The organism is Sideroxydans sp., assembly GCF_054604835.1.
In genome coordinates this window covers 143,174-162,581 of record NZ_JBTSFG010000004.1, presented here as the reverse complement: position 1 = coordinate 162,581, position 19,408 = coordinate 143,174, and the positions used below count along the sequence as shown (strand labels likewise).

The 19,408-nt window shown below is 61.2% G+C and carries 16 protein-coding genes; 6 read left to right on the top strand and 10 right to left on the bottom strand.

The features are described 5' to 3' along the window. Window positions 1-56 precede the first annotated feature (56 nt). The gene (locus ACYCZ5_RS08240) at window positions 57-1,397 is read left to right on the top strand and encodes a diguanylate cyclase domain-containing protein (RefSeq protein WP_461544315.1); all 1,341 of its coding nucleotides are present in this window, start codon (window positions 57-59) and stop codon (window positions 1,395-1,397) included. 45 nt (window positions 1,398-1,442) lie between these two features. Here the strand turns inward: ACYCZ5_RS08240 and ACYCZ5_RS08235 are convergent, their stop codons facing one another. From ACYCZ5_RS08235 to ACYCZ5_RS08220, 4 genes are all read right to left on the bottom strand, one after another. Next, the gene (locus ACYCZ5_RS08235) at window positions 1,443-2,351 is read right to left on the bottom strand and encodes an SdiA-regulated domain-containing protein (RefSeq protein ID WP_049308103.1); all 909 of its coding nucleotides are present in this window, start codon (window positions 2,349-2,351) and stop codon (window positions 1,443-1,445) included. Between the two features lie 98 nt (window positions 2,352-2,449). Continuing rightward, the gene (locus tag ACYCZ5_RS08230; protein WP_034064688.1) at window positions 2,450-2,803 is read right to left on the bottom strand and encodes a TraR/DksA family transcriptional regulator; all 354 of its coding nucleotides are present in this window, start codon (window positions 2,801-2,803) and stop codon (window positions 2,450-2,452) included. Window positions 2,804-2,808: 5 nt separating this feature from the next. After that, the gene (locus tag ACYCZ5_RS08225) at window positions 2,809-3,660 is read right to left on the bottom strand and encodes a universal stress protein (protein WP_054897304.1); all 852 of its coding nucleotides are present in this window, start codon (window positions 3,658-3,660) and stop codon (window positions 2,809-2,811) included. Between the two features lie 14 nt (window positions 3,661-3,674). Next, window positions 3,675-5,162, bottom strand: a complete 1,488-nt coding sequence (locus tag ACYCZ5_RS08220) for a SulP family inorganic anion transporter (protein ID WP_461544314.1) — start codon at window positions 5,160-5,162, stop codon at window positions 3,675-3,677. 518 nt (window positions 5,163-5,680) lie between these two features. Between ACYCZ5_RS08220 and ACYCZ5_RS08215 the strand changes: the two genes are divergently transcribed. After that, window positions 5,681-6,241, top strand: a complete 561-nt coding sequence (locus ACYCZ5_RS08215) for a recombinase family protein (protein ID WP_034064682.1) — start codon at window positions 5,681-5,683, stop codon at window positions 6,239-6,241. Between the two features lie 3 nt (window positions 6,242-6,244). Further along, a complete protein-coding gene (locus tag ACYCZ5_RS08210; RefSeq protein WP_461544313.1) occupies window positions 6,245-9,211 on the top strand; it encodes a Tn3 family transposase in 2,967 nt (988 codons plus the stop codon). A gap of 89 nt (window positions 9,212-9,300) precedes the next feature. Here the strand turns inward: ACYCZ5_RS08210 and ACYCZ5_RS08205 are convergent, their stop codons facing one another. The 4 genes from ACYCZ5_RS08205 to ACYCZ5_RS08190 are packed head-to-tail and all read right to left on the bottom strand — an operon-like array spanning window position 9,301 to window position 13,926. Next, window positions 9,301-10,506, bottom strand: a complete 1,206-nt coding sequence (locus tag ACYCZ5_RS08205) for an ABC transporter permease (protein WP_461544312.1) — start codon at window positions 10,504-10,506, stop codon at window positions 9,301-9,303. Next, window positions 10,503-11,228 carry an ABC transporter ATP-binding protein gene (locus tag ACYCZ5_RS08200; protein WP_461544311.1) on the bottom strand — a complete coding sequence of 242 codons (726 nt, stop codon included), beginning with the start codon at window positions 11,226-11,228 and terminating at the stop codon, window positions 10,503-10,505. Before ACYCZ5_RS08200 ends, ACYCZ5_RS08205 begins: the two co-directional genes overlap by 4 nt. Then, window positions 11,225-12,502, bottom strand: a complete 1,278-nt coding sequence (locus tag ACYCZ5_RS08195; protein WP_461544310.1) for an efflux RND transporter periplasmic adaptor subunit — start codon at window positions 12,500-12,502, stop codon at window positions 11,225-11,227. Before ACYCZ5_RS08195 ends, ACYCZ5_RS08200 begins: the two co-directional genes overlap by 4 nt. Next, window positions 12,499-13,926 carry an efflux transporter outer membrane subunit gene (locus ACYCZ5_RS08190; protein ID WP_461544309.1) on the bottom strand — a complete coding sequence of 476 codons (1,428 nt, stop codon included), beginning with the start codon at window positions 13,924-13,926 and terminating at the stop codon, window positions 12,499-12,501. Before ACYCZ5_RS08190 ends, ACYCZ5_RS08195 begins: the two co-directional genes overlap by 4 nt. Window positions 13,927-14,143: 217 nt before the next feature. Here ACYCZ5_RS08190 and ACYCZ5_RS08185 point away from each other — a divergent pair, with 217 nt between their 5' ends. The 3 genes from ACYCZ5_RS08185 (at window position 14,144) to ACYCZ5_RS08175 (ending at window position 16,616) form a co-directional block, all read left to right on the top strand. After that, the gene (locus tag ACYCZ5_RS08185) at window positions 14,144-14,566 is read left to right on the top strand and encodes an RNA-binding S4 domain-containing protein (protein WP_461544308.1); all 423 of its coding nucleotides are present in this window, start codon (window positions 14,144-14,146) and stop codon (window positions 14,564-14,566) included. 3 nt (window positions 14,567-14,569) lie between these two features. Next, window positions 14,570-16,120 (top strand): bifunctional aminoglycoside phosphotransferase/ATP-binding protein, encoded by a 1,551-nt coding sequence (locus ACYCZ5_RS08180; RefSeq protein WP_461544307.1) that lies wholly within the window; start codon window positions 14,570-14,572, stop codon window positions 16,118-16,120. A gap of 70 nt (window positions 16,121-16,190) precedes the next feature. Beyond that, window positions 16,191-16,616 carry a bacteriohemerythrin gene (locus ACYCZ5_RS08175; RefSeq protein ID WP_461544306.1) on the top strand — a complete coding sequence of 142 codons (426 nt, stop codon included), beginning with the start codon at window positions 16,191-16,193 and terminating at the stop codon, window positions 16,614-16,616. A 3-nt stretch (window positions 16,617-16,619) separates the two neighbouring features. Here ACYCZ5_RS08175 and ACYCZ5_RS08170 read toward each other — a convergent pair whose 3' ends face one another. Further along, complete coding sequence (locus ACYCZ5_RS08170; RefSeq protein WP_461544305.1) at window positions 16,620-18,317, bottom strand: diguanylate cyclase domain-containing protein; 1,698 nt, start codon at window positions 18,315-18,317, stop codon at window positions 16,620-16,622. After that, entirely contained in the window at window positions 18,314-19,384 is a 1,071-nt protein-coding gene (locus ACYCZ5_RS08165; protein WP_461544304.1) for an extracellular solute-binding protein, read from the bottom strand. The genes ACYCZ5_RS08170 and ACYCZ5_RS08165 overlap by 4 nt, the downstream gene beginning before the upstream one ends. Between the last annotated feature and the right edge of the window lie 24 nt (window positions 19,385-19,408).

The window sequence follows — 19,408 nt, the reverse complement described above, 5'->3', positions numbered from 1 at the left end:
GCTATTGACCATGTGTGTGGCGGGGAGCATGATTCTTGCAGCAAGGGGGAGATGGTTTGTCTGACAGGGTGATTCTGTTCTTACGCATGCACCGCATGGCGCTGCTTGGCGCGGCCGTGGTGTTCCTGCTCGTCGCGTCCCTGGGCGAGATGATCCTGTACAAACGCGCAACCGACCTGAAGGATGAATATTTCCGGGATAGCATGGCCTTCGGTGCCAAGCTGCGTGCGCAGGTCGAGAGCGAGTTGAACTCGCTGCTGTATCTGAGTAGCGGCCTTGGCAGTTACCTGGTGGTGCGCAACAACAAGCTTCAACCCCAGGAAGTCAACGATATCCTCGGCGTGCTGCACAAGAGCAGCGGCCACATTCGCAACTTTGGCGTCGCTGTCGGATACACCATGAAGTTCGTCTATCCGCGCGCCGGCAACGAAGGCGCCTTGGGCTTGCATTACCCCGACCATCCCAAGCAGTGGCCGCTGGTAAAGAAGATAACGGAAAGTGGCGTGCCGGCGCTGGCCGGGCCGGTCGACCTGGTGCAGGGCGGTCGCGGTTTGATCTATCGCGTCCCGTTGTATATCGACAAACGCTACTGGGGCTTGCTCTCGACGGTCATCGACCTGGATTCTTTCGCGCGGGTGATCTCTGCCGGCGTGGATGGCTCGAAGTTCGAGTTCGCCATCCGCGGTCGCGATGGTGCCGGTGCGAACGGCGATATGGTGCTGGGGAGCGGCACCACCTTCGACAAGACCGATGTATACATACAGGAGATCGACATCCCGGGCGGCAGCTGGATCATCGCCGTCCGTTCGACGCGCGATGTAGGGTTCGACAGGATCTCATTTTTGTTGCGTCTGTTGGATTACACACTGGCCGCGATGGCGGCATGGATGATGTACATGCTGATCCGCAGCCGCTCCGATCTGGCCACGCTGGCCCTGTACGACCAACTGACCGGATTACCCAACCGTCATCTGCTGGAAGACCGTGCCGAGATGGCTTTCGCGCGTCACAAACGCAATCCCAGACAGTCCTGCGCCATCCTGTTCCTCGACCTCGATGGATTCAAAGATATCAATGACCATTACGGCCACAAAGCGGGCGATGCGGTGTTGCTGGCCGTGGCAGAACGTGCGAGTTCAGTGGTACGCGAGAACGATACGGTCGCGCGCTGGGGCGGGGATGAATTCATCGTATTGATGGATGATGTCGATCAGGCGACTTTGCAGAACATGATAGAAAGATTGCGCAGCGAGATCGAAGCGCCGGTGATGTTCGAAGGCCAGACACTGAGCGTGGGCGTGTCGGTCGGGATGGCAGTCTGCCCGGCGGTCGGCGGCAGTCTGGATCAGATGTTGAAGATGGGGAGCCCGCAGAATTCGGAAAAAATCGTACGCTAACAGTTCAAGCGTCCCGGCCACGCCTGACTGTAGCTTGTTGACTGGTCAATCTGTCTCGCGGGTAAAGCGATAGAACAAGTTCGGCTCGCTGACCACGTACAAATACCCTTCATCGTCGATGGTTACACCTTCGGCTTGAGGTATGCCCTTCAGCAAACCGGCAAAACCGCGCGCCAGGGAGCGGAAACTCACCACCTTGCCCTCGTCGGTCATTTCGATCAGCAGTTTCGACTCGTCGCTGAGCAGAATCAGATGGCCGCTCTGTTGATCGAAGACGACCGAAGATAAGTCAGTCGCAAACACCTTGTCTTTTACCAGGCTGGACAGGTCGCGGACGTGCAGGGAAAAGCCTCCTGCCAGGCTGGCACGAAGGCCGCTCACTTCCAGCAATTGGCGTGGGTCACGCTCCTTGGTCACAAACAAGCGATCACCTTTCAGGTCGTAGGCGAGCCCTTCAAGGCCTTTGTTGTCTTCCTTGCCAAGCGCCAGGGTCAGCGCTGGATACTGGTCTCGGCTCAATGGTCGATCAGGAGAAAGTTTACCGTCTTCGGCGATGGGGACATCCACGACAACCAGGCTCTGCCGGCGCTCTTCGGCGATTACCAGCTGGCCGTTGCCGGCATAGGACACAGCTTCCACATCGTGGAAGCCGTCCAGGTTGTAACGCCTTTCCACATCACCGTCACGACTAAGGGCCAATAGTTCGTTTGGGCCGTTGGTGACCGCCCACAGCAGGTTTAGGTCAGGGTCGAAGGTCAGGCCCGAAAGATTGTTGTCCACACCGGGAACCGCCTTAGCATCCAGCTCAACCCGGTAGTCAGGCAGCCACACAGAGCGCTCCTGCCAATCATCGGTGTGCCAGTGGGTCTTGATCCAGAAGTACAAACGATCATCAAGGTGATGGGTGCGGACTTGGAATACGGTGAGCAACGCAAGGCACAGCAGTGCCCACATCCAAGTGCTAGTTTTCCGTGTTCGGCCCAGCCAGTTTTTTGCCAACAAATACATAGAAGCCTCGTTAATTGGGACTGACGTCACGAGCTGTCATGGTTTCAATCCGACTCGGCGCGGCTCGCACAGGTGATGCACAACGGCGTGGCCGGATCGAATTCCAGGCGGCCCGAGGCGATCAACTCGCCGCATTGGTTACACCAGCCATACTCGCCCTCGTACCAACGCTTGAGGGCCAGCTGGAGGCGGACGCGTTCATGCTGCGCCCGACTGCGGATGGCATCGTTCATCGCTTGCTGCTGGAGTGCGTCCATCCTCGACAGACGCCCTACCTTGCTTTGATCCAACTTCACCGATTGCGAGCGAGACTCAGCGTCTTCCAGCAACCGATCCAGCTCGGCAGCCCGCTGTTCCAGTAGGGTCTTGAAATGGGCAAGATCGAGGGCGTCGTCCATGGCCGTTAGCGCAGCAGCAACAGTGGGCCAGTGGTGGTGCGCAGCATGCTGGTCGTGGTGCTGCCGACCAGAAACTGACGGATGCGCGAATGACCGTAGGCCCCCATCACCAGCAGGTCGATGCCGTGCTCTTTCTGATAGGCGTGCAAGGTAGGCTCTATCTCGCCGTTCAGGGTCTCGGCGCGAACAGTGAATCCGACGTTGAGCAGCACTTTCTGCGCCCAGTCCAGCTGCGCGGACGATTCGTCGTTCACTGGCCCAACCATCACCAGGTGGATCGGCAGCCCCTTCAGCAGGGGGCTGGCCGCCAGCATCTCCACACCCTTGCGGGTAGTAGCGCTGCCATCGAAGGCCAGCATTGCGCTCTCGGGCTTTTGGAAGTTGGCCGGGGTGACCAGGATTGGCCGGTGCATGATACGAATCACGCTCTCCAGCTGGCTTCCGACATGCTGACTCAGACCGCCGCTAGACTCGCCTTGGCGACCGATGACCAATAGGCGCGTTTCGCTTTCCAGCTCTTGCAGGTTTTCCAGCAGATCGCCATGACGTTGCTTGGACTCCGGCGCGGCCACACCATCCGTCATGGCCCGCTCTTTCGCGGCGGCAAGCATGATCCGCCCTTGTTCAAGGGCCAACTTGCCGCGCTGTTCATCCAGGGAAGCAAGCTCATCGAGTAGGTGCTCGCGGCTGCCAAGGCCGATATTGCCACTCAGATCCGTTGTAACCGGGTACTGTCGCTGATCCAGCACATGCAGAAAGGTCAGCGGGGCTTCCAGGCTCAGACTGGCCCAGGCTGCGTAGTCGCAAACGGCTGGGGCCGAGGCGGAACCGTCGATACAGGCAATTACGTGGGTCATTGTTTTTCTCCTTCTCAGTGGCCCATGAGTTGATCAATGGCGTCGGGTTTATCGTGAACACCGAAGCGATCCACGATAGTGGCGCTTGCTTCGTTGAGGCCCAGCACTTCAACTTCGGTGCCTTCGCGGCGGAATTTGATGACCACTTTGTCCAAAGCGGCAACGGCGGTGATATCCCAGAAGTGAGCACGGTTCAGGTCGATGGTTACCTTGTTCAGGGCTTCTTTGAAGTCAAAGGCCGCGACGAACTTGTCTGCCGAGCTGAAGAACACCTGGCCGGTGACGTTATAGCTACGGTGCTCGCCTGCTTCGTCCAGCGAAGAGCTGATCGCCATGTAATGGCCAACCTTGTTGGCGAAGAACATCGCGGCCAGCAGTACGCCGGCCAACACGCCGAAGGCAAGGTTGTGGGTGGCGACCACGACCACCACGGTGACGACCATGACAATGTTGGTCGACAACGGGTGCTTCTTCAGGTTGCGCAGCGAATCCCAACTGAAGGTGCCGATGGACACCATGATCATCACTGCCACCAGTGCAGCCATCGGGATCTGCTTCAGCCAGTCGCCGAGGAACACCACCATCAGCAGCAGGAATACGCCTGCGGCCAGGGACGACAGGCGAGAACCGCCGCCAGATTTCACGTTGATGATCGACTGACCAATCATCGCGCAGCCGGCCATACCGCCGATCAGACCCGAAGCAATGTTGGCCACGCCCTGGCCCTTGCACTCGCGGTTCTTGTCGCTGGAGGTGTCGGTCAGGTCGTCGACAATGGTCGCGGTCATCATCGATTCCAATAGACCGACCACAGCCAGTGCTGCCGAATAAGGGAAGATGATGGCCAGCGTCTCGAATGTCAGCGGCACGTCAGGCCAGAGGAAAATCGGTAGCGTATCCGGCAGTTCACCCATATCACCGACCGTGCGGATATCCAGCCCAACCGACATGGCGACGGCGGTCAGCACGATGATGCACACCAGCGGCGATGGGATGAGCTTGCCGATCTTGGGGACATAGGGGAACAGATAGATGATGCCGAGGCCTGCGGCTGTCATGGCGTAGACGTGCCAGGTGACATTGGTCAGCTCAGGCAGCTGAGCCATGAAAATCAGGATCGCCAGTGCATTGACGAAACCGGTCACCACCGAGCGCGAGACGAAGCGCATCAGCGATCCGAGCTTCAGGTAGCCAGCAGCGATTTGTAGCACGCCACATAGCAGCGTGGCGGCCAGCAGATATTCAAGACCATGGTTCTTGACCAGGGTCACCATCAGCAGTGCCATTGCACCGGTTGCGGCCGAGATCATTCCCGGGCGACCACCGACAAAGGCGATGACCACGGCGATACAAAAAGAGGCGTACAGGCCGACTTTAGGGTCGACACCGGCAATGATCGAGAAGGCGATGGCTTCAGGGATGAGGGCCAGGGCGACCACAAGACCGGCGAGGATGTCGCCACGGATGTTGGATAACCAGGTTTGTTTTAACGAGTGGAGCATCAGAATTCCCAAGGCAATGGATCGCGCAGCACAGCATGGCGCAGGCCAAGTGCAGCTGGTCGATACGAGGTCAAATTGTCGGATGTAGGGGTGCTGTGGAGGGTGTTAAAACCGAAGGCACAGCAGAAAGCGACCGCTGGCAGAGCAAGCAGTCACAGATGATGCGGGGGGCGAAGCGCTATGGCGGCGTAGGCAGCCAGATCATGTTTTGCAGAGTAAGCATGAGGCCTTATCGGGTGTCTTTAGTAACTCAATGGCCGCAACAGTCTACAGGAAGAGGGCAATTTCTGCGAGTCACCCCCGGACTAGGGCGTCCTGTTTGGATGTCAGCCTGAGCTATACCCTAACTGGATGTCAGGCAAGGCCGCACCGCGCCGTCAGAATAGAGTCCGCTTTCACATTCTTTGACACATGCTTGCCAAGGTCATAGATTTCAGCCTGACAAATTCAAGGCTTCGGGCGCAATGGAACCAAAAACCAACGTAAGCCCTACCGCCCATCCAGCCTATGGAGGCATCTTGCAGGGACAACGCATCGGTTACGTCCGAGTCAGCAGTTATGACCAGAACCCGGAACGCCAACTTGAGCAGGTCGAGATCGGCAAGCTGTTCACCGACAAGGCCTCAGGCAAGGACACCCAGCGCCCGCAACTGGAGGCTATGCTCGGATTCGTCCGCGAAGGCGATACCGTGGTGGTGCACAGCATGGATCGCCTGGCGCGCAACCTCGACGATCTGCGCCGTCTGGTGCAAAAGCTGACCAAGCGCGGTGTACGCATCGAGTTCTTGAAGGAGGGGTTGGTGTTCACCGGCGAGGACTCTCCCATGGCCAACCTCATGTTGTCGGTCATGGGTGCCTTTGCCGAGTTCGAGCGCGCCCTGATCCGCGAGCGGCAGCGCGAGGGCATCGCCCTGGCCAAGCAGCGCGGTGCCTACCGGGGCCGCAAGAAAGCCCTCTCCGACGAGCAAGCCATCACGTTGCGGCAGCGGGCCGCTGCGGGCGAGCCGAAGGCTCAGCTCGCCCGCGAGTTCGGCATCAGCCGTGAAACCCTCTACCAGTACCTTCGCACGGACGACTGAACCATGCCGCGTCGCTCGATTCTCTCGGCCACTGAGCGAGACACCTTGCTTGCGCTGCCAGAAAGCCAGGATGACCTGATCCGCTACTACACCTTCAACGACTCCGACCTGTCGCTGATCCGCCAGCGGCGCGGCGACGCCAACCGCCTGGGCTTTGCGGTGCAGCTCTGCCTGCTGCGCTACCCCGGCTATGCACTGGGTACTGACAGTGAGCTGCCCGAGCCGGTCATCCAGTGGGTGGCCAAGCAAGTTCAGGCCGACCCGGCGAGCTGGGCGAAGTACGGCGAACGCGACGTGACTCGCCGCGAGCACGCCCAGGAACTGCGCACCTACCTACAACTGGCCCCGTTCGGCCTGTCCGACTTCCGCGCCCTGGTGCGCGAGCTGACCGAGTTGGCCCAGCAGACCGATAAGGGTTTGCTGCTGGCCGGCCAGGCGCTGGAGAGTCTGCGGCAGAAGCGGCGCATCCTGCCGGCGCTGAGCGTGATTGACCGGGCCTGCTCGGAAGCCATTGCGCGGGCCAATCGCCGGGTCTACCGCGCCCTCGTCGAACCACTCACGGACTCGCATCGGGCCAAGCTGGACGAGCTGTTGAAGCTCAAGGCCGGCAGCAGCATCACCTGGTTGACCTGGTTGCGGCAGGCCCCACTAAAACTGAATTCCCGGCACATGCTCGAACACATCGAGCGGCTGAAGACATTTCAGCTGGTGGATTTGCCCGAAGCTCTGGGCCGGCACATCCACCAGAACCGCCTGCTCAAGCTGGCCCGCGAGGGTGGGCAGATGACGCCCAAAGACCTCGGTAAGTTCGAGCCGCAGCGGCGCTACGCGACCCTGGCCGCCGTGGTGCTGGAGAGTACGGCGACCGTGATTGATGAGCTGGTCGATCTGCACGACCGCATCCTGGTCAAGCTGTTTAGCAGCGCCAAGAACAAGCATCAGCAGCAGTTCCAGAAGCAAGGCAAGGCGATCAACGACAAGGTGCGCCTGTACTCCAAGATCGGCCAGGCCCTGCTGGAGGCCAAGGAAAGCGGCAGCGATCCCTACGCCGCCATCGAGGCGGTGATTCCCTGGGACGAGTTCACCGAGAGCGTCAGCGAGGCCGAGCTGCTGGCCCGGCCGGAGGGCTTCGACCATCTGCACCTGGTTGGCGAGAACTTCGCCACCCTGCGCCGCTATACGCCGGCCTTGTTGGAGGTGCTGGAACTGCGCGCCGCCCCGGCTGCGCAAGGCGTGCTGGCGGCCGTGCAGGCCCTGCGCGAGATGAACGCCGACAACCTGCGCAAGGTGCCGGCCGATGCGCCCACCGCCTTCATCAAGCCGCGCTGGAAGCCGCTAGTGATAACCCCGGAAGGCCTCGACCGGCGCTTTTACGAAATCTGCGCCCTGTCCGAGCTGAAGAACGCGCTGCGATCCGGCGACATCTGGGTCAAGGGCTCGCGGCAGTTCCGCGACTTTGACGACTACCTGCTGCCGGCAGAGAGGTTCGCCGCGCTCAAGCATGCGCAGGCTCTGCCCCTGGCGATCAACCCGAACAGCAACCAGTACCTGGAAGAGCGCTTGCAGCTGCTGGACGAGCAGCTGGCCACCGTCACCCGCCTGGCCAAGGACAACGAGCTGCCCGATGCCATCCTCACCGAGTCGGGGCTGAAGATCACCCCACTGGATTCCGCGGTGCCCAATACCGCGCAGGCGCTGATCGACCAGACCAGCCAGTTGCTGCCGCGCATCAAGATCACCGAACTGCTGATGGACGTGGACGACTGGACGGGCTTCAGCCGCCACTTCACCCACCTGAAGGACGGTGCCGAGGCCAAAGACCGGACATTGCTGCTGTCAGCGATCCTGGGCGATGCGATCAACCTCGGGCTGACCAAGATGGCCGAGTCGAGCCCCGGCCTGACCTACGCCAAGCTATCCTGGCTGCAAGCCTGGCACATCCGAGACGAAACCTACTCGGCGGCCCTAGCCGAGCTGGTCAACCACCAGTACCGTCATACCTTCGCCGCTCACTGGGGCGACGGAACGACCTCTTCTTCCGATGGCCAGCGCTTCCGGGCGGGCGGTCGGGGTGAAAGCACCGGGCACGTCAACCCGAAGTACGGCAGCGAGCCGGGGCGGCTGTTCTACACCCATATTTCCGACCAGTACGCACCGTTCAGCACCCGCGTGGTGAATGTCGGCGTGCGCGATTCCACCTATGTGCTTGACGGCTTGCTGTACCACGAGTCCGACCTACGGATTGAGGAGCACTACACCGACACGGCTGGCTTCACCGATCACGTCTTCGCCCTGATGCACCTGCTGGGCTTCCGCTTCGCACCGCGCATCCGCGACCTCGGCGAAACCAAGCTGTATGTTCCGAATAGCGTCCAGGACTACCCGACATTGCGCCCAATGGTTGGCGGCACCCTGAACATCAAGCATGTCCGCGCCCACTGGGACGACATCCTGCGCCTGGCCAGCTCGATCAAGCAGGGCACCGTCACTGCCTCGCTGATGCTGCGCAAGCTCGGCAGCTACCCGCGCCAGAACGGTCTGGCCGTGGCCTTGCGCGAACTGGGCCGGATTGAGCGCACACTGTTCATCCTCGACTGGCTGCAAAGCGTAGAGCTACGTCGCCGCGTGCATGCCGGACTGAACAAGGGCGAGGCGCGCAACTCCCTGGCCAGGGCGGTGTTCTTCAACCGCCTCGGCGAAATCAGGGATCGGAGCTTCGAGCAGCAGCGCTACCGGGCCAGCGGTCTCAACCTGGTGACGGCCGCCATCGTGCTGTGGAACACGGTGTACTTGGAACGCGCCACCCAGGCGATGAGCGAAGCGGGGAAGTCGGTGGATAGCGAGCTGCTGCAATACCTGTCGCCGCTGGGGTGGGAGCACATCAACCTGACCGGCGATTATGTCTGGCGGCAGAGCCGCAGGCTGGAGGACGGGAAGTTTCGGCCGCTAAGGCTGCCCGGAAAACCTTAACGTACGATTTTTTCCGTTTTCTCTATTCGCCCCAAGATGGCAGACCGGCAGATGTACGAGGAGAAGGTGCAGCGCAAATCCGCCTGATACTACTCGTGGCGCAATGCCTCGATAGGGTCCAGCTGCGCCGCACGTCTTGCCGGAACATAACCGAAGATCACCCCGATGGCGGCGGAGAAGCCGAAGGCGAGCAGGTTGATGCTGGGGCTGAACAGGAAGGGCAGCGACAGCATGGAAGCCAGCCCGTAACAGGCGATGGCCGCCAGCAGCAATCCCACTAGTCCGCCGAACGCGGACAACACCACCGCTTCGGTGAGGAACTGCATCAACACTTCTTTCTCCAGTGCACCGATGGCGAGGCGGATGCCGATCTCGCGCGTGCGCTCGGTCACCGACACCAGCATGATGTTCATGATGCCGATGCCGCCCACCAGCAGGCTCACCGCGGCGACTGCGCCGAGCAATGCGGTCATGGTGCCTATGGCGCCGGACAGGGTCTGCGCGATCTCTTTGGTGTCACGGATGCTGAAGTTATCTTCCTCGTTGTCGGACAGCTTGCGCCGTTCGCGCATCAGCACGGTGAGTTGATTCGTCACTTGTTCGGTCGAGGCGCCGTCTTGCATCGAGATGAGGATGGTGTTCACGTCCTGCTTGCCGGTCAGGCGACGCTGCACGGTGCGCAACGGCATGATCACCGTGTCGTCCTGGTCGCGCCCCATCGCGCTCTGTCCTTTTGCTGCCAATACGCCGATCACCTCGCAGGAGAACTGTTTGATGCGCATCAGGTCGCCCACCGGGCTGTGCGCCTCGAACAGTTCCTTGCGCACGGTCGCGCCGATGATGCACACGGCCTTGCCCGCGCGCTCCTCGGTGGCGCTGAACAAACGCCCCTCTTCCAGCGTCCAGTTGCCTGCGGTGAAATAGTCGCTGGTGCTGCCGGTGATGGAGGTCGCCCAGTTCTTGGTGCCGACCACCACCACGCTGGTGCGGCTGACGGTGGGCGCGACCGCTTTGAGCGAGCCGACCTGAGCCTTGATCGCTTCTGCGTCCTCGGCTTTGAAATTAGGTGCGCCGGAGCTGCTGTGCCCCATACGCTGGCCGGGGCGCAGCATGAGCAGGTTGCTGCCGAGGCTGGAGATCTGGTCGGAGACCGACTGCGTCGCGCCGTTGCCCAGCGTCACCATGGTGACCACGGCCGCCACGCCGATGACGATGCCCAGCACAGTGAGGAAGGAGCGCATCAGGTTGCGCCGGATCTCGCGCAAGGCCAGCAGCAATGTGGTCCAGCCCATCATGCTGCTGCTCCATTCTCGTTGTCATGCGCGATCTGTCCGTCGACGAAATGTACGATGCGTTTGGCGTAGGCGGCGATGTCGGGTTCATGCGTTACCATCAGGATGGTGATGCCGTGGTCGCGGTTCATGCTGACCAGCAGCTCCATGATCTCGTGGCCGCGTTTGGAATCGAGGTTGCCGGTTGGCTCGTCGGCCAGCAGCACTTTGGGATTGGTGACGATGGCGCGCGCGATGGCGACGCGCTGCTGCTGGCCACCGGAGAGCTCTGAGGATGTGTGATGTGCCCACTCGGCCAAGCCGACCGAGCGCAGTGCAGCCATACCTATCTCATGCCGCGCTTCGGCATTCTCGCCGCGATAGAGCAGCGGCAGCTCAACGTTCTCCTGCGCTGTGGTGCGCGCCAGCAGATTGAAACCCTGGAACACGAAACCAAGATAGTTGCGGCGCAGCAGCGCGCGCTGGTCGCGCGACAGGTGCTCCACATGCACGCCGTCGAACAGATAGGCACCCGAGGTCGGCGTGTCGAGACAGCCGAGGATGTTCATCGCGGTGGACTTGCCGGAACCGCTGGGTCCCATGATGGCGACGAACTCGCCCTGACGGATGGACAGGTCGACGCCGCGCAATGCCTGGAACTCGGCCTGTCCGCGGCCGTAGGTCTTGGTGATGCCGGCCAGCTGGATCAGCACATCGGGTTCGACGGTGATTGCTGCATCATTCATTTTGCCGACTTCTGCATGCCGATGATGACGCGCGCATCTGCTTGCAGGGCGCCGCTGACGATCTGCGTGCGGCGTCCGTCGGTGAGGCCGATGGTGACTTCGACCGGCGTAGCCTTGTTGTCCTGCAATACCCACAGGGTGCGTGCGGTGCTGCCAGCCGAGGCGCTCTCTGTTGCCTGCTTGGGTTGCTGCGGACGGCGCGGCATCAGACTGGCGACGAAGCCGCCGGAGGATGCGGTTTTGGTCACCGGTGTGAAGCGCAATGCGGCGTTCGGCACCAGCAAGACCTCGTGCAGATCCGCGGTGGAGATCTCGGCAGTGGCGGTCATGCCGGGGCGCAGGCTCAAGTCGGCGTTCGATACGTTGAGCAGCGTCTTGTAGGTCACCACTCCGTCGGTGGTCTGTGCGCCGAAGCCGACGCGCGCGATCTCGGCCGGATATTTGCGGCCCGGCCATGCATCGACCATGAAGTAGGCGGACTGCCCGTTCTTCACCTGGCTCACGTCCGCCTCGTCCACATCCACCTGCAACTGCATGCGCGCGAGGTCTTCCGCGATGGTGAACAGCACCGGTGCTTGCAACGAGGCGGCCACGGTCTGCCCCGGTTCGATCTTGCGCGTCAGCACGATGCCGTCGATGGGTGAGCGGATGGTGGCTTTGGACAGGTTGGTCTGGTCTGAACGCAGGCTGGCGGAGGCTTGTGCCGCAGCGGCACGCGCATTGGCTTCGTTCGCTTCGGCGCGGGTCACCGCCGCTTCCGCCGCCTCCAGTTCGCTGCGCGACGGTACTTTGCCGCCGGTCAGTTCGGCGACCTGACGCAAGCGGGCCAGCGTGGCGCGGGATTCCTTTACCGTGGCTTGCATCTGCGCCACCTGCGCTTGGGCGGACAGTACGGCGGCCTGCGACTTGACCACTTGATCGTTCAGTTTGGACATATCGAGCCGTACCAGCACCTGCCCGCGTTTGACACGGTCGTTCTCGTCCACCAGCACGCTCTCCACTATGCCGGACAACTCGCTTCCGACATCCACCTGGTTGGTGGGATACAGATTGCCGGTGGCCGATACCGTCACCGACAGATCGCCCAGTGCTGCTTGTTCGGTGAGGTAACTGCCGTTGCTCGAACCGTTCGACTTCGGCCACACCATCCAGCCGATCAGCAGAGCGGCGACCGCGATCAGCGCAATCAATAACACGCGATTGCGTTTGCTATTGCCCGACGTGCGGGTGATGGCGAGTAACAGGTTCTGGCTGGCTTTGGAGGAGTCGTTCATGGTTGTGAACCTTCGTTGTTATTTGTTTGCGCAACGGGCTGGGCGGAATCTTCGTTCCAGCCGCCGCCCATCGCTTTGTAAAGAGCGATCAACGCGGCGCGCTCATCGAACTCGGCGCTGGCCAGACTGTCCTCGCTGGAAAGCAGGGTGCGGTCGGTATCGAGCACGCTCTGGAAATCGATCAGGCCGCCTTCGTAGCGCTGGCGCGCCATCAGCGCGGCATTGCGTGCCGAGGTCGAAGCGTTCTGCAAGGCGGCGCGGCGTTCGTGGCTGTTGGCGTAGCTGGTCAGCGCGTTCTCCACTTCTTCCAGCGCGAGCAGCACGGTCTGCTCATAGGCGATCAGCGCCTGCTGCTGCACCGCATTCTGCGCTTCGACGCGGCTGCTCAGTCTGCCGCCGTCGAAGAGGGTCTGTGCCAGACTGGTGGAGAGCGAGCGCGTCAGGTTGGCGCTGTCGCCCAAGCCGCCGACGGTGAGCGCCTTCCAGCCCAGACTGCCGCTGAGCGAGAGCGAGGGATAGCGCGCCGCCGACTCTTGTCCGATGCGCGCGGTCTCGGCCGCCACGTGTCTTTCCGCAGCCTGCACATCGGGGCGCTGGCGCAGTGTGTCGGCGGGGATGCTGAGCGCGATCTCGTCGGGCAGGGGCGGCAAGGCCGCAGGCGCAGCCAGCTTTTCATGCAGCGTAGTGGGGAACTGTCCCAACAATACGGCCAATCGATTCTCGGTCTTGTTCAGATTGGTGGACAGGGTGGGGATGCCGGCCAATGTCTGTTGCAGATTGCTGTTCGCTTGCTCCACTTCCATCGACGTCACCAGTCCGGCCTGCGCGCGCCATTCGGTGATCTTCAGTGTCTCGCGCTGCGCCGCCAGATTGTTGCGCGCGATGGCGAGGCGCTGCTGCAGGCTGCGTAACTGCACATAGTTGAGCGCCACTTCGGCGGCGAGGGTGACCTGTGTGTTGTAAAGGTTCGCCAGTGTCGTACCGGCATCGGCTTCCGCCGCTTCGGATGCGCGGCGCAAGCCGCCGAAAAGATCGATCTCCCAGCTCGCATCGAAACCGGCGTTGAACTGATTGGCGGGCGAGGCATCGCCCACCTTGCTGCGGCTGCCGCCCAGTGCGCCGTTCAGGCGGGGCATGAAGTCGGCGTCGGAGAGGTTGAGGCGCGCGCGCGATGCCAGCAGCTTGGCGCGTGCACTGCGCATGTCCGGGCTGTTGCGCAGCGCGGTGGCGATCAGCTCGTTCAGCACGGGGTCGTTCAGGCGCAGCCACCAGTGCGAGATGTCTTCCTGTTGTTGCGAGAGGCGCGTCCCGGCAGTGACGCTCCAGTTCGTGGGTGCGGCGGGATCTTGCCTGACGTAGTCCGGCCCCACGGCACAACCGGCCAGCGGAACCAACAACATCAGTATGCGGAGCTGCGCTTTCACATCCACCTTTCAATGGGTCGGCCGAAGCGGCCGGATACGAACGGGATTCTATAGAGGATATATGTCGATTTGTATAAACCGTACGGGTCATTGCCAGTTTGACGCATCACCCCGACTCGCCCACAATCCGTGGCGTCGGATGCCATTATGGAACGGTGGTTCCGCAGTCGCGCAGACTTTACATATCTTCACAGAAACGAATTTCCAGACGAACAAAATGAACGAACCGTCAGAAAAACTCCGCGTCGATAAATGGCTGTGGGCCGCGCGCTTCTTCAAGACGCGCAGCATCGCCGCCGATGCTGTCGAGAGCGGCAAGGTGACCATGAATGGCGCGCGTATCAAGCAGGCCAAGACGGTCGGTGTGGGCGATGTGCTGGTGATCCGCCTCGGCCCCTACCAGCACGAGATCGAGATACTGGAACTGTCCGGCAAGCGCGGTCCGGCGCCGGTCGCGCAGAAGTTGTATCGCGAAACGGACGAGAGCAAGAAACGCCGCGCGGTACAGGCAGAGCAGAACAAGTTGTTGCCGCAGTCGGAATTGAAAGGCCGCCCGACCAAGCGTGACCGGCGCGAGATCGCGCGCATGGTGGAAGGCGAACGCCCGTCGCGCAAGAGCGCCTGGGGCGATTTCGACTAGGGCATGTCCACACTCGCCTCACAGCATGGTTTGATCCGCGCACTGCAAAGTGCGCATGCGGCGCAGGTGATCGAGACGCATATCTCATGGGTGCTGCTGATCGGAGATCACGCATACAAGATCAAGAAAGCTATCGATCTTGGTTTTCTCGATTATCTCGATCTGTCTGCCAGAAAACATTTCTGCGAAGAGGAGCTGCGTCTCAACCGGCGCACCGCGCCCGAGCTTTATCTCGACGTGGTGAGCATAGGCGGCAGCGCGGATGCGCCGCAGTTGGGTGTGCAGCCCGCCATCGAATACGCAGTGAAGATGCGCCGCTTTCCTGATGATGCGCTGATGGATGCGTGCCTGCGGCAGGGCCGGGTGGTGCCTGCACACATCGATGCGCTGGCAGGCGCAGTTGCGCGTTTCCATGAGCGGGCCGCGACGGTGACTGAGGCAACAGAATATGGGAACGCCAAGACCATTCTCGCAGCCGCGCTGCAGAACTTCGAGCAGTTGCGCACACTGCTGAAGGATTCGGACGATCTGCAGCTAGTTGAAGCGCTGCAGCAGGCGACGCTGCGCGAGTGGAAAGGTCGTGCGGTACTGTTCGAAGAACGACGAAGTGCGGGCCGCGTGCGCGAATGCCACGGCGACATGCATCTGGGCAACATCGCGCTCATCGATGAAGTGCCCGTGCCGTTCGATTGCATCGAGTTCTCACCGGCATTGCGCTGGATAGATGTGATGGACGAGGTCGCCTTCACCATGATGGATCTGCTGCATCACGAGCGAGTGGATCTGGCATGGCGGTTCCTGAACGCCTATCTGGAGGCGAGCGGTGACTATGCCGGCGTGGGTGTGCTGCGATTCTATCTGGCTTACCGCGCGGCAGTGCGCGCCAAGGTGGCAGCCATCCGTGCCAGCCAGTCGGCGGGCAGTGACCGAGCAAGTGCTCTGCAAACATGCAGGGCACATCTGCTGTTGGCGCAGCGATGTCTGGTTGAACGACAGCCGGCCCTGATCATCACGCATGGTCTGCCCGGTTCCGGCAAGACCACCTTTGCGCAATACGTGCTGGAACAGATTGGCGCGGTGCGTATCCGTTCCGATGTTGAGCGCAAAAGATCGTTCGGCTTGTCGGCGCTGGAAGGCAGTCGCAAATTGAATGTGGATATCTACAGCCGGCAGGCTACGGCACAGACCTATGCCAGACTGCTGGCGCTGGCGCGCAACTTGTTGCGGGCGGGCCATACGGTGGTGGTGGATGCGGCATTCCTGCAGCATGAGGAACGCGAGCAGTTTCGCGCACTGGCGTGTGAAACCGCATCGCCGTTCATCATTGCAACGCTGGATGCGGATGCGGAGACATTGCGCGAACGTCTGCGCCAGCGCCGTCATGATGCTTCGGAGGCGGATGTGAATGTGCTGGAGAAACTGCAGGCGGTGCAGCAGCCGTTGTCTGCGTTGGAGCAGGAGGTGGCGGTGCGCTTCAACACCATGCGACCACCCCAATCCGGGGAGAATGCGCGCAGCTGGCGCCGCTTGTTAAAGTTTGTTTACGCGCTGTAAATTCGGTCGCGTACTGGTAGCATGCGTCAGCCGCAGTGGGGATGCAAAAATTAAATAAAGGGGCAGTGCAATGGCGATAGCGTGGCGTGAACAACTGAGTGTCGGCAATAACATCATCGACGAAGATCACAAATACCTGATCGAGATCATCAACAGGGTCGAGGTTTGCCTGACGAAGAAGGATATGTCCGCATTGAAAGCGGAGCTGAAGCGCCTGCATGATTACTCGATGCTGCATTTCGACCGCGAAGAGAAGATCGCCATCGCGGTGGGTTATAAGCAGACCCCGGGCTTGCAGCAGTCGCATCAGTCGCTGATGGAAAAACTGGCAAAGATGGAATCGGATTTTGTGACTGCAGAACAGACCTGGTCGCCGGAACTGACCAAAGGCTTTGCTGACTTCCTGCGCAATTGGCTGATCGATCACGTCATCAAGGAAGACCTGCTGATGAAGCCGGCCTTGCAGAAGCATTCTCCCGCCTTTTCTCCCTGGTAGGTCTCAGCGCCCGTTCGATTTGCAGTGATACATCGCCTGGTCGGCCGCCGCGATCAGCGTCGATGAGGTGCTGCCGTCTTGCGGGAAGCGGCTGTAGCCGATGCTGCCGCCGGAGTGCAGTTCAATATCTTGATATGGGATGGGATCTGCCATGGCGGTCTGCACCTTGTGTACCATCTGTTCGATCTGCGCATCGTCCCATGTCCCTTCGAACAGGATGATGAATTCGTCACCGCCCAGACGCGCTGCAGTATCGGATTCACGCAGCAGGGCGCGCAGGCGTTGCGCGACCGCCTGCAACACCGCATCGCCTGCCGCATGGCCGTGCGTGTCATTGATGATCTTGAAGTCATCGAGATCGATGAACAACAACAGTAATTGTTCATCCTGTCTTTTTGCCCGTGCCAGCGCATGTTGTAGCCGGTCGAGGAACATGCGGCGGTTGGGAAGGTCGGTCAGGCTGTCGTGACTGGCCTGATGGTCGAGCATCTCCTGCTGCATCTGCAGGTCTTCGATCTGATGCTGGATCTGTCTTTCCATCAACTGGATGCTGTGCGCCAGTTCACCGATCTCGTCACGCCGGTTCGTGGGCAGGTTGCCGATCTTGCCTTCCGCTGAAAAACGTCTGATCTCCGCCACGATGCGATAGAAGGGACGGTTGAAGGCGCGTGCCAGAAAGTAGGCGAGTAGAACCGTCATCGCACTGAAGCTCAGCACGATGCCCAGCGTGATCGAGGCGAGCTGCTTACTTTCCGATAGCACGCTCTCCCGCGGTTGTGACAGGCCCAGGATGAACGCATCGTTGCCTTCCATGTCCGGGATGGTCCTGGTGCCGAAAGCCGCCACCAATGGTTCCGCATCAGACGCACGGTTGGAAGTGACGAGATGCGTTCTTTCTTCCTGACTGCCATTCAGCGCTGCGGCCATGGCCGGGAACTCATCCTGCACGCGGGCGACTTGCCCGCGGTCGAATGCGAAGCTGCGCGACGGATCGGGATGGATCAGGTAGTCGCCCCTGCCATTCGCCAGATAGAGTTTCAACTCGGGTGGCAGGTCGGCAGCCAGTTGCGCGAACAAACCTTGCAGGTCGACGTTGATCACGATCAGTCCGATGGCGTGTCGCCGTGCATCATGGATGGGGGCTGCCACCTGCAGGGCGGGGCGGCCCTCGCCGGCGTGCGCGCCGGTCTCGTGGTTGATCGTGGCACGTGAGACATAGATGCTGCCGGGCGGGAGCCGCAGCGTCTCGAACACATAGGGATAGTGGCCTTTCTCCTGCAGATCGTCGCCGCTGATGCGCAGCAGTCCGCCCATGTCGCGATCGATACGGATGCGTTCCATGCCGTGATTGTCGGCTTCGATCAGGCGCATCTGGAAATATTCCGGATGCACCGCCATCAAACCCTCGAATATCTTGGCGACGTTCTCTTCGCTGAGTGCCTGGTAGCCGGCTGTGCTGCGTTGCAGGATGCGCGGCGCTTGCGGATGCTGTGCGATCAGTTGCACATCGGCTTTTACGTCATTCAGGGCGACCGTCACTTGCCGCATCAACACCTGGGTCGCGGTCAGCAGGCGTTCCTCGGAAGACTTCAGCAATTGTTCGCGGCTGGCCTGATAGGCGAAGTATCCGGTCAGGCCGGTGCCCAGCAAGCCGACCATGACTAGCACCAGACCGAGACGCCAGGCGATGGTGAATCTCATGGCGCCAGTACCCGTGTCAGGCGGTCGCCGGAACGTATCCGTTCCCACAGTCTTTCGCGCCGGACGGTATCTTCCGGCGGCTCCAGCCACAGCGGCTTGCCGTTCGGCTGGCCGTTGCTGTCATCGACCATGGTGTTGGAAAGTCCCTGCCGTTCGACTAGCAAGCGGCTGGCCTGCGGATCGAGCAGATGGTCTATCCAGGCATGCGCCAGCGCCGGGTCATGCGCATCGCGCGTGATGCTCCAGCAATCCAGCCAGGCCAGCGCACCTTCCTGCGGGATCACGTAACCGATGTCCGCGCCCGCCTGCTTGAGCATCTGTACCTGCTGCATACCGTAATTGGCGAACATCAGCGCGGCACCGTGCCGCATGAACAACTGTGTCGATTCTGCCGGCTGCGTGTAGAAGCCGAGCGCATTGCGCCGCAATTCGATCAGGCGTGCGGCGGCCCGGGGGACATCCTGCGGCGCGATGCGAAAGGGAGAGGCGAGTCGCAACGACTGCGCGGCCAGTGAAAAGTTGTGCGTGCCACCGTCGTAGGCGATCACCTTGCCGCGATAGCGTTCGTCCCAAAGCGCGCTGATCGAGTGCGGCGGCGTTCGGAACTGCTTGCGGTCATAGATCAGGCCCATCTGCGTATAGGTATAGGGCAGCGCATAGGCCTTGCCGTTGTGCATCAGGCCGGGGATGGCGGACAGGTCTCGGAAGCGTGCGAGTTGGTTGTGTGTGTTCGGGATCTTCCCGGCATGCACCGGCTGCACCAGATTGGCGGCGATGTAGCGCTGCAGTTCGGCGGTGTTGACAGCGAACACGTCGAAGTCGCGGTTGTGTGCGCTGACCTTCTCCCACAGCGTCGCATCGGAGGTGACCACGGTCAGCTCGACCTTCACCTGATGCTCAAGTTCGAAACGTTGCACCACTTCAGGTTCTGCATACCCCGGCCATGCCAGCACGCGCAGCACCGGTTGGGCTGCCCAGAGCGGCGGCGTCGCTGCCAGTGCCAGTAACGCGGCGACAGGCAGCATCGATCTGCGGCATGCAGCAAGGAAGGTGGATGCGGAGATCATGTGGCGAACCCTAACCCGTACCCT

What these genes read in the sequence shown, in the direction of transcription:
- ACYCZ5_RS08195 (WP_461544310.1), bottom strand. Translation starts at nt 12,502, where the DNA reads ATGAACGACTCCTCCAAAGCCAGCCAGAACCTGTTACTCGCCATCACC.
- ACYCZ5_RS08180 (WP_461544307.1), top strand. Translation starts at nt 14,570, where the DNA reads ATGTCCACACTCGCCTCACAGCATGGTTTGATCCGCGCACTGCAAAGT.
- ACYCZ5_RS08210 (WP_461544313.1), top strand. Translation starts at nt 6,245, where the DNA reads ATGCCGCGTCGCTCGATTCTCTCGGCCACTGAGCGAGACACCTTGCTT.
- ACYCZ5_RS08175 (WP_461544306.1), top strand. Translation starts at nt 16,191, where the DNA reads ATGGCGATAGCGTGGCGTGAACAACTGAGTGTCGGCAATAACATCATC.
- ACYCZ5_RS08230 (WP_034064688.1), bottom strand. Translation starts at nt 2,803, where the DNA reads ATGGACGACGCCCTCGATCTTGCCCATTTCAAGACCCTACTGGAACAG.
- ACYCZ5_RS08165 (WP_461544304.1), bottom strand. Translation starts at nt 19,384, where the DNA reads ATGATCTCCGCATCCACCTTCCTTGCTGCATGCCGCAGATCGATGCTG.
- ACYCZ5_RS08200 (WP_461544311.1), bottom strand. Translation starts at nt 11,228, where the DNA reads ATGAATGATGCAGCAATCACCGTCGAACCCGATGTGCTGATCCAGCTG.
- ACYCZ5_RS08205 (WP_461544312.1), bottom strand. Translation starts at nt 10,506, where the DNA reads ATGATGGGCTGGACCACATTGCTGCTGGCCTTGCGCGAGATCCGGCGC.
- ACYCZ5_RS08235 (WP_049308103.1), bottom strand. Translation starts at nt 2,351, where the DNA reads ATGTGGGCACTGCTGTGCCTTGCGTTGCTCACCGTATTCCAAGTCCGC.
- ACYCZ5_RS08170 (WP_461544305.1), bottom strand. Translation starts at nt 18,317, where the DNA reads ATGAGATTCACCATCGCCTGGCGTCTCGGTCTGGTGCTAGTCATGGTC.
- ACYCZ5_RS08185 (WP_461544308.1), top strand. Translation starts at nt 14,144, where the DNA reads ATGAACGAACCGTCAGAAAAACTCCGCGTCGATAAATGGCTGTGGGCC.
- ACYCZ5_RS08220 (WP_461544314.1), bottom strand. Translation starts at nt 5,162, where the DNA reads ATGCTCCACTCGTTAAAACAAACCTGGTTATCCAACATCCGTGGCGAC.
- ACYCZ5_RS08225 (WP_054897304.1), bottom strand. Translation starts at nt 3,660, where the DNA reads ATGACCCACGTAATTGCCTGTATCGACGGTTCCGCCTCGGCCCCAGCC.